This is a genomic window from Enterococcus sp. DIV0901a (assembly GCF_051711525.1).
Lineage (GTDB): Bacteria > Bacillota > Bacilli > Lactobacillales > Enterococcaceae > Enterococcus_B > Enterococcus_B faecium.
The window spans coordinates 2,374,196-2,385,000 of the sequence record NZ_JBIOMW010000001.1; the positions used below are offsets into that span (position 1 = coordinate 2,374,196).

The following is a 10,805-nucleotide window of genomic DNA, read 5'->3' on the forward strand; positions in this document are numbered from 1 at the left end:
GAACACTACACGTCAAGCACATATACGTTCTTTTTCATTTAATTGCCATTCAAAAAACCAGCTTTTCTCAAAAAAAATAGAACGAACAGCATTCTTACTGTCAACGCTCTATTTTTCATTCTCATTTTTACCCTACACAGCTTTGTTTTCAGTCTGACATCTTCTTCAAACGAGTTGGTACATATAGTTTAACAAAGAGCATAGTAACAATCAAATAAGCCGCTAGCGGAACCCATCGCTGCTGCCCATCTAATACGACTGCAGCAATCAAACCAAAAATAACCGACGCGATAATTAATACCCATGTGAGTAGATACTGAATCGCCTGCTTCTTCTGATTCTTATGGATTGGATAAAGCTGAACGAGAACCATATAGCGGAACTGGTTCGCTAAAGGTAACAGTTGGAAACCGATCAAATATAAAAATAAGAAACCGATAATCAGACTAAAATAAAAGTCGACTACTCCGGCAATCAATAACCCACCTATAATTACTAATCGGAAATAAAGACCACTAAAATCAGAACCTCTTGCCAATCTTCTTGCAAACAAGTAAAGATAAGTGTTTTTTGATTCTCTTTTAATATGAGTCAATATAGGATCCAAATAGCGTCTTCTTTTGATCTTTGCCGTAATTTCAGGAACATCTGTGAATAAATTGATAAATTGATAGATCTGATGCAACCTATGTTCTTCTACATGCACCATTTTCTCCCAATCCAATCCTTTTTCTTGTTGCTTCCACAAAAACCAGTAATATAGACTTGCCTGTACTAATGCACCTGCTATTCCTGCCCATATTAGCCAATAAAATGATAGAAACAAAAAGATCAGAGAAGAAAAAAACCAGCCTAATTTCCAATAACGAATAACTTGTTGATCTAGTCGAAACAATTCTGCTCTCTTGATTTGCAGATGACTGAATTTCAAACTCCATAATATGATCAGATAGACGAAAAACATCGAAAAGGATTGCTCCGTACTAACCACCACTAATGGCATGGCCAATCCGCATGCCAATATCAAAAAGATCAACGGAAAAATGCAAGAATAGCGAAAAGCTCGTTCCAAATAGGTTTGCATTTCTTTTTCTTTAGGAAGTAAAAAAACAATATCTGCTGCCTCTGCAAAAGTAGCCATCTTACCCACGAATAAACAGAGCATCCAAAATACAGAGATTATGAGCCCTCCAATTGCAAACGGTGGCTGCAGGGTTTTCAACCAATTAGAATAATATAATCCCACACCGCCAATCAAGAAAAGACAAACTAAAACAAAATGATCGTTCAATACATAACGCATATATTTCATCATTTTCTTTTGATGTCTTGCTAAACGTTTTTGAAAAAAACTACTCATGTGCCTGCTCCTTTGTTAAAGCAATATAGATTTCGTCCAAAGAAGAATCCGGCAGCTGAAATTCTTTTCTCAACATCTCAAGAGAACCGTCTGCTCGTATCTCTCCGTTATGTAAGACCACAAAACGATCACAATATTTTTCTGCAGTAGCTAAAATATGCGTAGACATCAAAATACCGGCTCCTTCTTTTTTCATTTCTACCATCAATTCAAGCAATGCATTGATAGCTAGTGGATCCAAGCCTAAAAATGGTTCGTCGATGATATATAAAGAAGGCTCGATCAAAAAGGCGCATAAGATCATCACTTTCTGTTTCATTCCCTTTGAAAAATTAGCTGGGAACCAGTCAAGACGATTAGATAACCGAAAAGTCTCCAACAACTTTTCTGCTCTTTTCATTGCTGTATCCATAGGTATATCGTAGGCCATCGCAGTGACTTCGATATGTTCTCTCAATGTCAATTCTTCATATAAAGAAGGAGTCTCTGGAATATACCCAATTTGTTTGCGATATTCTTCCGTATTTTTCTTTAAGGATAGATGATTGATTTCTATCGTTCCTTTTGAAGCTTCCAGCAGACCGATAATGTGCTTGATGGTCGTACTTTTCCCTGCTCCGTTCAGTCCAATCAACCCTACTATCTCTCCAGGCTGTACATCGAAACTGATATCTTTTAACACAGGGAGATGTCCGTACCCCCCTGTGACATGATCGATAATTAAACTCATTCTTTTTCCTCCGCCATTTATTTTTATTTATTATACCACGAAGAAAATGACGGTATTTTGTTTTTTTCCTTACAATAGCTTTAACTTATGGTAAAGTTAAGCTGAAGTATTTATTCTTTATAGAAAGGATGTTTTATATGGAAAACTGTATTTTTTGCAAAATCATCAATCAAGAAATCCCAAGCTATAAAATATATGAAGACGACAAGGTCTATGCTTTTTTAGACATCTCTCAAGCAACGAAAGGACACACATTAGTTGTGCCTAAACGTCATGTAGCAGATATTTTTGAATATGATCCCGAACTTGCAGGAGAGGTTTTTTCGCGTGTGCCTAAGATTGCTCAAGCATTGGAAAAAGCTTTTCCAGAAATGAAAGGTCTTAATATCTTGAATAACAACCGTGAACTAGCCTATCAATCTGTTTTTCATTCACATATCCATTTAGTCCCTCGCTACAGCAAAGAGGATGATTTTTCTATTCACTTTGGCAATCATCAAGATAGTTATGGATCGGAAGAACTAAAAGCTATTCAAGAAACAATCGTAAAGCAGGTGTCCTGCGATGATTAAAAACTTTTTCAAAGGACTGTTATTTGGAGCTGCTGCTGGCACTGTCGGAGGTCTGTTATTGGCGCCCAGGAGCGGGAATGAAACAAGAAAGAAACTGATCGAAGAATTGGAAGAAGCAACAACTCTGACAAATGATTTAAATAACAGCCTTAATCATTTTAAAAGCGCATTGATCGAAACAAAAGAAACAGCTGAATCTGTGATTCCTGCTTTCCAAGAAGCAATCAAAAAAGATATCGAAGATTTTAAATTCCAAGCCGAACCACGTATCACACAAATCAATGAACAAGTAGAAAAACTAAAAGCTGATCTGCCAGAGTATCCTGAACAAATATAATAATGATTATTTTCTCAACAGATTTAACTATATAAGTGAGAAAAGTTTGCGTATTTCCTAGGAATGTGATGAAATTTTGAATTTTGTTTGAAACTACCACGACAACGTTTTTAAAGGAAATGGGATATGGTATAGTTAATATATAAAAATAATAACTAATTACAGGAGTGCAAATTTTAATGAAAAAAAAATCAATTATTTTGGCAGCTACTAGTGCGTTGGCTGTTTTAACTCTAGCAGCTTGTTCAGGCGATACTAATAAAGATATCGCAACGATGAAAGGCGGAACGATCACTGTATCTGATTTCTATGATGAAGCAAAACTTGAATCATCGAACCAATCCTTAGTACAACGGATGATCATTTATAAAGTATTCAATAACAAATATGGCGATAAAGTAACCGATAAGCAAGTGGATGCAGAATACGACAAACAAGCGAAATCATTAGGTGATACTTTTGAATCACAATTAGAAGCTGCTGGATATACGAAAGATACTTATAAAGAATATATTCGTAACAATTTAGCTTTTGAAGCTGGCTTGAAAGCTCACGTAGATATTACAGATGACGATTTGAAAACTGCTTGGAAATCTTTCCATCCAGAAGTAGAAGCACAAATCATCAAATTATCAAGTGAAGATGAAGCAAAAGATGTGAAAAAATCAGCGGATGATGGAGATGATTTCTCTAAATTAGCCAAAGACAAATCAACTGATACAGAGACAAAAGAAGATGGCGGTAAAGTTAAATTCGACTCAACGACAACAACTATTCCTGCAGAAGTAAAAGAAGCAGCTTTCAAATTGAAAGACGGTGAGATCTCCGATGTTATTACTACAACAAATCCTACTTCTTATGCGACAGAATACTACGTTGTCAAAATGGTGAAAAACCAAAATAAAGGCAATGACATGGATAAATACAAAGATCAACTAAAAGATATCGCTACTGAAACTAAACTAAGTGACAATGCATTCACAACTAAAGTAATCGGTGAAGAATTAAAAGATGCAAATGTAAAAATCAAAGATGATGCCTTTGAAAATGTGTTGAGTGCATTCACAACAACTTCATCAAGTACGAAAGACTCAAGTGAAACTACAGCTTCAACAAAGAGTTCTGACACAAAATCAACTGATTCAACAAAAGAATCTTCAACTGAAGAAACAACTGATTCATCAAAATAAAAGAAAACAAAAAAAGCGAAGACTTATGTCTCGCTTTTTTTGTTTTGAATGAAAAAAATAAATTTTTGCTATAAATCTTTTGGTACATAGAAACTTCGGTTGTCCATACCGAAAATCCGATCGGTGTATTTTCCTGGTTCTGTTTGACGAATCGAAGTCAACATCATCTGCATCGAAGCATCGATATTGTCGATTTGATGTAATATTTCTGCTTCCATTATTCTTGGACGTACAGGTGAGCCATATTCTAATAAGCCATGGTGTGCTAAAACCATATGACGTAATACGAGAACATCTTCGTCAGCTTCGCTGATTTTCAACGCAAGACAGGCTTTAGTTATTTCTTCGTCAATCAATACCAGATGACCGATCAAATTTCCTGCAAGCGTATATTCTGTCGACATAGGACCGGAAAGTTCAATCACCTTTCCTAAATCATGCAAAATGATACCAGCATACAACAATGCTCGATTCAGCTCAGGATATTCATCGGCGATTGATTTCCCTAAGTGAAGCATTGTCAAAGTATGATAAGCTAATCCACTGGCAAATGCATGATGGTTTCTTTTTGCTGCCGGAAACTCAAAAAATTGTTTTTGATATTTATTAAGTAGATAGCGAACAATACGATTCCAATGCGCATTGGTGATCTCAAACAACAATTGATTGATTTCTTCTTCCATTTCTTCTTTCTTCAAAGGGGCTCTTTCCATGTATAAACTAGGCTCTCCTGGCTCATCTACCCTTGTTAAGCGCATATGAAGAATCTTTACTTGAGGGTTTCCTTGATAAACCTCTCTTTTACCGTTTAGAAAAACGACTGTGCCGGCTGTAAATTTATTGATTTCCTCCTCCGAAGCATCCCAGTATTTACCATCGATAGTACCTGAAGTATCTTGGAAAGTAAAAGCAATAAATTTTTTTCCGTTTTTAGCGATTCTTACATCTGCACTTTTGATCAGGACAAATTGTTCAAACTGCTCATCGATTACTAAATCACGAATTTTTTTCATTATTTGCTCCTTCTAATTGTTTTACGATTTGGTTCATCTCATGGTAATAGCTTACCATTTCTTTATCAGAAGAAAAACAAATTATTTGATACTTTTCTCCAAATTTAGCTAAAAGTTCAGCTAATTGATACTTTCGCTGATGATCATAATGAAGCCAGCCATCATCAATGATGATCGGGCATATCGAACGGTTAGCTTCTAATGAGAGGTAAGCAAATCTCATCGCCATAATCAGCTGATCTTTCGTACCTGTAGATAACTCATAGATGGGAAATTCTGTATATCCGTCTGTTAAAGTCAGTGTATCATTTTTCAGTAATATCTTCTGATAATTTCCTTTTGTTAAAATACCTAAATAATCACCTGCTGCTCTTAACAACTGGGGTAATTGTCTTTCACTCATCTCTGTTGAAAGATCACCTAAGAATGTCCCGGCGATTTCAAGTGCTCCCCATTCCTCCAGTAATTCCTGTAATTTTGCTTTTTGCCGGCTAGCTTGTTGATAAAGTTCGTCCAATGTGCCGTCTCTTTGCAACTCTTCTACTTGAAGTTGGAGTCGTTGCCGATTTTCACTTGCTTCTTTTTCTTCTTGCTGGAGTTGGGATTGCTTTTCTTTCAGTTGGCGCAGTCTTACAGATAATTTCTCTTTTGTCAGCTCTTCAGGAAATAGTGGAGTAAGCATTTCCGATAATTCATTGTATCTTTTCATCTGCTGTTCGGCTTGTTTGGCTTTTTGTAAAAAGACAGGTACTTCCGAAGGATAAGATAAGCCTGCTTGAGTCAATTGTTCGCTGTATTCTTGTATCCATACTTTTTGTTTCTTTTTCAATTGATTGATTTCTTGCTTCAATAAAGTATTTTGCTGATAGCTTCTGGCAAATTTCATCTGTTCCATCTCTTGTATAAAACGGGAAAGCAATACCATTTTTTCTAAAATTGACTTATCTTGTATCGGTAACCATTCTTTAACAAACTCAAATTTTTGGTCGATTTGTCGTAGTTTTTCTTGTATTTCCTGCTCTCTTTTATGTTTCCGCTCAAATACGCCATATAATTTCTGATAATCTATGACTTCCTGTCCATATTCTTTCATGAGTTTGAGCGTATCCATCTTTCCTAAGTGCCGATGATCCGCAAAACGATATACTTCTTGCCGAAGAATCTGTTTTTCTTCCCCAGTTCTCTTTTGTTTTTCTTCTGCTTCAGCTAATTGAGCTAAGGCTAGATCAAGTTGTCCTAGTTTTTCTTGCCACATTCCTTTTATCTCAGAGAAATCATTTTTAGTTTTAATTTTTGGTTGCCTTTTGTAGAAGAAATAGCCAATCATGCCTGCACCAATTAGTAAAAGGATCACTTTCAAGGGCATTGGTACAAATATACCTGCAATGATTATTGCTCCGCCAGCCATCAGCATATACGGTTTAGATGAAGAGACTGGTGCTATCTCTGACTGATTTTGTAATAATGCTGGATAGGACTCTTCCAATTCATTCACTTCTGCTTCAATCATCTCTTGCTGTTCTTTAGCTATTTGGAGACGCACAGAAATCTGGCTTTCTAGATCAGCAATCCTTCTTTCTTCAGCCAGAAGATGCTTCCATTCTTCTTCATATAAAAATTCTTCCGGTAACGGATTTTTCTGCCAATGCCACCTTTGTTCCAAAATCTTCAATTCTGAATTTGTTTCTCTAGTCTCAATTTGTAATCTTTGCCATTCTTCGTTTAATTGTTCCGCTGTAAATTGAAGTTGCTGGAGATCTTTTAGTTCCTGCTCCTGCTCTAAATAAAAATAATATCTGGCTGACTGCTGATCCATCCCGCTATGCTTTTCCAGTGTTGCTTCTAATTCTTCCAAACGCTCATTTGTTTGCTGATACCGTTTGGAGAAAGACTCCAGATCTAAAAGAAGTTGCTCATCAGGAAGACCTGTAGTGCTGTTTTTTTTGAGAGATTGCCATTCTTCATATAAAGAAAAATTAAGTTCTTGCTGTCTGGCTAATGAAAATTGTTTGTTCGCCTCTTTTAATTGTGCCAATAACTGCTGCTGTTGCGACTCGTATTCCTGTTCTTGTTGGATCAACTTGCCAAAATAAGCTTCCTGTTCTTGTTTTTGATGAATTTTTTCTTGCAGCTCTTTCCATTCATTTAATTTTTGATTGATTAGTAGTTTTTGGCCTTTTTTCTTGAATAATTGTTGTGCTTTCTGATAATATTCTTGCCGCTTTTGGAATACTTGAGAACTGCCCGTGATGCCTAAAGAAATCAGCGCATCATGTAGCTCTTTTTCTCTCAAATGATCTAGTTCCATCAACTGTTCCTGCTGGAAAGTAAATACTTGCTGGAATAACTCTTTCGTTAAAGGCGCAATCAATTTTTCTAGTAACTCGTCACTTCCCACTTGATCCCCCAGCCACACCTTCGATTTTCCGCGATTTTGCTGCTTGTAGCGCTCGACAGCACATTCACCATATACAGGATGTTTAAGCCATATTTTGCCGCCATAGGCTGAGCCGTCTTTTGGTGTATAATCCTTTTTTTTACGGCCTTTTGAAGGGAAACCAAATAATATTGCTTGAATAAATTGATAAATCGTTGATTTTCCTGCTTCGTTTCCCCCATAGATCAGCTGATTGCCTGAATAAAAGTCAAAACTTTTTTGACGCCATTTTCCAAAAGCAGCAATCTCGATCCTTAAAATCTTCATTCCTGATCCTCCTCAAATAAAAAATCTTGATTAAGCAGCTGCTTGGCTTTTTCAAGTGTTTCTTCTTGGTATTCCGGCAGTTCGCTCAATATTCTAGCCGCTTCTTGATGACTATATACTTCATTTAAAATTTGTTGGAAATCTTGAGGTGTCTGATAGTATTGAAATAACTGTTCCATCAATTTAGCAGAAGCAGCAAGTGGGATCTTCGTATAAAAGGTATCCTCTATGAGAGAAATACGCCAAATAAAGAAATCATTTATCCTATCTGAGAATTCCTCTAACAAATAGTCTAATAGCTCTCCTGATTGTATCCGTTCCAAAACATCTGTATTGAGATGGTCATAATTTTTTAATTTTATTTCGATTAAACTAAAACCATACTCTACTTTTGAAAGTTGCTGACGAATGTGAACAATGACCTCTTTTGTCGTTCTTGCTTTCCTCAATGATATTTCCTTTGTCTTCCAATAGACCTCTGCTACTTTAATCGGATGTATTTGGCAACTTCCTTTACTTAATTCAACTAGTAGAATAGATGTAGAAGCTTGTTCCTTTTTAGTATGACCTTGAGGCGCACCTGGATAAACAATTGTTTGCTTTTCATTTAAGACCGTTGGCACATGGATATGCCCTAAAGCCCAATAATCGTATCCCTTTTCTTGCATCTTTGAGGGTTGGAAAGGAGCATAGTTTCCTTTTTGAGAGACGCCAGGTTCCCCGTGGTACAACCCAATATGGTAATCTGTGAGTTCTCTAGAAGGAAATTCCATCACTTTGTCTTTTTGAATCCACGGTTGACGATAACTAAATCCACTGAGAGAGACAGTTTCTCCACTTTTTATCGTTATTTTTTTTGTCTCTACCGTTTCGGATGTAAATAAATGGACATTTTTAGGAAAGGAGAACCAATACCGCTCTTTTTGATAGAAATCATGATTTCCGAATATTATAAATACAGGTATATGGTTCTTTTCTAACCGTTTCATCTGTTCTGAAAAATGTTTCTGTATTTTTAATGAAGGACGATTTTGATGAAAATTATCTCCTGCAAGTAAAACAAAATCAACGTTATTTATTATTGCCTGTTCAATGATATTTGATAAAACGGTCAGATTCGTCTTCAATAGTTTTTCCTGTACAGTTTTATCAAGAGTTGTCAGTCCTTCAAATGACCGATCCATATGTAAATCTGCCGCATGGATAAATTTCACCATTAAAAATTTCCTCCTTTTTTTCTTTTATCATACCATTTTCAATAGCTTTTTTCATTAATAACCGAAAATTTGTTCGCATTACACAAAGAAATTACGACAAAATGGCTGGCTTCAAAAAATGAGTTTATTCGAAAAAAAGATTGTGACATGATTTTTGTCACAATCCTAAATATCTATGTTATATTCGCTTCGTTTGACACTGAAGAAGTACTATTTATACTGGAATTTATGCTCCATCTTTCCGTATTTAGAATTCTATGTTCTATACTACCTTAATTAGTTTATATGGTAAGAATTCTTTCAAATGCTTGAGATACTCCGTCTTTATCATTTGAAACAGTGACATAATCAGCTTTTTTCATGATTTCTTGATGACTATTTCCCATTGCAAAACTAATATCTGCACTTTCAAACATAGATAAGTCATTTAAACTATCTCCGATCGCGATTCTCAAAGGTTTCTTTAAATTGTAGATTGATTCCAAACGATCAAACACCACGCCTTTAGATACATTTTGAGGTACGATTTCAATATTTACAGGTGCCGATTCAGTAACAGACACATTTAGCATCTTTTTCAAATGGTTAAATATATTAGCTTTCAATTGACGATTAGGAATAAAAATAAAAAATTTGTAAATGCTGATAGCATCCTTTTCTATAATTTCCTCAATATTATTATAAGGGATTGAACAAATAGATTTTTCATACTCAAGCTCATAGTTTAGCTCTTTGATAGAAAATTCACTCCCTACCTCGTGAAAAATTTTTTTCATTTTATTTTTATAATTCTGGGATTCATAACTTCCGAGATTTGTATATATTTTGGTTGGAAATTTCGATAGGACAGAATCAATTTTTTTTACATCATTTTTATCGAAGGAAGACTCAAATATCTTTTTTTCTCCATCAAATCCAACAGAACCATTTAACCCTACTGCTGGTATCCTTAAACCAGATTTTTTGAGAATATTATTAATGTCTTCTACTTCTCTTCCAGAACAAATGAATGGAAAACAGTCTTCCGGTAAATGTTTCATTGTTCTTGCATTTTTTTGACTAATGCTCTGGTCAGAATTCAAAAGAGTACCGTCTAAATCTATACCAATTAGTTTCATTTCATCCATGTCTCCTATACGTTGATTATAAATTCACTGCTTATTGTAAGTCTAAATTTCTCACAAAACATATACTAATTATACCTAATTTAAGTAAGTACAAACATCATTTTAAGATTAGGAAAGGACATTTATAGTCAAGTCCATAATCCTGTGTAAAATACTATACAATGTTTTACCGGTCTCTCATTGATCAAACTTAATATATTTTCTTGTAGAACTGAGCCATTCGTCATGAAGGTCCATAAGGACAGCTCCAATTAATCGATTGGCAGACGTTCGGTTGGGAAAAATCCGAATAATCTTTTCTCTTCTGCGGACTTCCTGGTTCAGTCGTTCAAGAAGGTTGGTGCTTTTTAGCCGATTATGACTATTTCCGATAACCGTGTATTGAAAGGCATCTTCGAAGCCATTATCCAATATTTCGCAGGCTTTTGTATATTTAGGCTGGTCGATATATTCACCGACTAAGGCATTCTTAGCTGTTCGAGCGAGTTCAATATCCGTAAACTTAAAGATCGCTTTTACTGCTTCTCTAAACGGTTTTGAATTCTTTTTTGGAAT

At 35.4% G+C, this 10,805-nt stretch carries 10 protein-coding genes (1 of these 10 cut by a window edge); 3 read left to right on the top strand and 7 right to left on the bottom strand.

The window, feature by feature from the left end; translation table 11 throughout:
- Positions 1-148: 148 nt before the first annotated feature.
- Together IGL70_RS11465 and IGL70_RS11470 are read right to left on the bottom strand one after the other, a co-directional pair.
- Positions 149-1,360, bottom strand: coding sequence for an ABC transporter permease (locus IGL70_RS11465; RefSeq protein ID WP_002286197.1), 1,212 nt, complete (start codon positions 1,358-1,360; stop codon positions 149-151).
- Entirely contained in the window at positions 1,353-2,090 is a 738-nt protein-coding gene (locus IGL70_RS11470) for an ABC transporter ATP-binding protein (protein WP_002297572.1), read from the bottom strand. The genes IGL70_RS11465 and IGL70_RS11470 overlap by 8 nt, the downstream gene beginning before the upstream one ends.
- A gap of 137 nt (positions 2,091-2,227) precedes the next feature.
- Here IGL70_RS11470 and IGL70_RS11475 point away from each other — a divergent pair, with 137 nt between their 5' ends.
- The 3 genes from IGL70_RS11475 to IGL70_RS11485 all read left to right on the top strand — a co-directional run bounded on the left by IGL70_RS11475 (position 2,228) and on the right by IGL70_RS11485 (position 4,189).
- Entirely contained in the window at positions 2,228-2,662 is a 435-nt protein-coding gene (locus tag IGL70_RS11475; RefSeq protein ID WP_002297570.1) for an HIT family protein, read from the top strand.
- Positions 2,655-2,999, top strand: coding sequence for a YtxH domain-containing protein (locus IGL70_RS11480; RefSeq protein ID WP_002286203.1), 345 nt, complete (start codon positions 2,655-2,657; stop codon positions 2,997-2,999). Before IGL70_RS11475 ends, IGL70_RS11480 begins: the two co-directional genes overlap by 8 nt.
- Positions 3,000-3,178: 179 nt before the next feature.
- The gene (locus tag IGL70_RS11485) at positions 3,179-4,189 is read left to right on the top strand and encodes a peptidylprolyl isomerase (protein WP_002286208.1); all 1,011 of its coding nucleotides are present in this window, start codon (positions 3,179-3,181) and stop codon (positions 4,187-4,189) included.
- Between the two features lie 68 nt (positions 4,190-4,257).
- Here the strand turns inward: IGL70_RS11485 and IGL70_RS11490 are convergent, their stop codons facing one another.
- From IGL70_RS11490 to IGL70_RS11510, 5 genes are all read right to left on the bottom strand, one after another.
- On the bottom strand, positions 4,258-5,202 hold the full coding sequence (locus IGL70_RS11490; protein ID WP_002286211.1) for a 3'-5' exoribonuclease YhaM family protein: 945 nt from the start codon (positions 5,200-5,202) through the stop codon (positions 4,258-4,260).
- Positions 5,186-7,906, bottom strand: a complete 2,721-nt coding sequence (locus IGL70_RS11495) for an ATP-binding protein (RefSeq protein ID WP_104873991.1) — start codon at positions 7,904-7,906, stop codon at positions 5,186-5,188. Before IGL70_RS11495 ends, IGL70_RS11490 begins: the two co-directional genes overlap by 17 nt.
- Positions 7,903-9,123, bottom strand: a complete 1,221-nt coding sequence (locus tag IGL70_RS11500) for a metallophosphoesterase family protein (protein ID WP_104857847.1) — start codon at positions 9,121-9,123, stop codon at positions 7,903-7,905. Before IGL70_RS11500 ends, IGL70_RS11495 begins: the two co-directional genes overlap by 4 nt.
- Before the next feature lie 281 nt (positions 9,124-9,404).
- Complete coding sequence (locus IGL70_RS11505; RefSeq protein ID WP_002304764.1) at positions 9,405-10,250, bottom strand: Cof-type HAD-IIB family hydrolase; 846 nt, start codon at positions 10,248-10,250, stop codon at positions 9,405-9,407.
- A 177-nt stretch (positions 10,251-10,427) separates the two neighbouring features.
- Positions 10,428-10,805, bottom strand: the end of a protein-coding gene (locus tag IGL70_RS11510; protein ID WP_104807992.1) for an IS256-like element IS1542 family transposase. 795 nt of this gene lie beyond the right edge of the window; 378 of the gene's 1,173 nt are visible here — the last part of the coding sequence; the start codon falls outside the window, past its right edge; its stop codon occupies positions 10,428-10,430.

Excerpts from the sequence above, each read along its gene's own strand:
- IGL70_RS11505 (WP_002304764.1), bottom strand. The coding sequence starts at position 10,250 with ATGGATGAAATGAAACTAATTGGTATAGATTTAGACGGTACTCTTTTG.
- IGL70_RS11495 (WP_104873991.1), bottom strand. The coding sequence starts at position 7,906 with ATGAAGATTTTAAGGATCGAGATTGCTGCTTTTGGAAAATGGCGTCAA.
- IGL70_RS11500 (WP_104857847.1), bottom strand. The coding sequence starts at position 9,123 with ATGGTGAAATTTATCCATGCGGCAGATTTACATATGGATCGGTCATTT.
- IGL70_RS11490 (WP_002286211.1), bottom strand. The coding sequence starts at position 5,202 with ATGAAAAAAATTCGTGATTTAGTAATCGATGAGCAGTTTGAACAATTT.
- IGL70_RS11470 (WP_002297572.1), bottom strand. The coding sequence starts at position 2,090 with ATGAGTTTAATTATCGATCATGTCACAGGGGGGTACGGACATCTCCCT.
- IGL70_RS11485 (WP_002286208.1), top strand. The coding sequence starts at position 3,179 with ATGAAAAAAAAATCAATTATTTTGGCAGCTACTAGTGCGTTGGCTGTT.
- IGL70_RS11465 (WP_002286197.1), bottom strand. The coding sequence starts at position 1,360 with ATGAGTAGTTTTTTTCAAAAACGTTTAGCAAGACATCAAAAGAAAATG.
- IGL70_RS11475 (WP_002297570.1), top strand. The coding sequence starts at position 2,228 with ATGGAAAACTGTATTTTTTGCAAAATCATCAATCAAGAAATCCCAAGC.
- IGL70_RS11480 (WP_002286203.1), top strand. The coding sequence starts at position 2,655 with ATGATTAAAAACTTTTTCAAAGGACTGTTATTTGGAGCTGCTGCTGGC.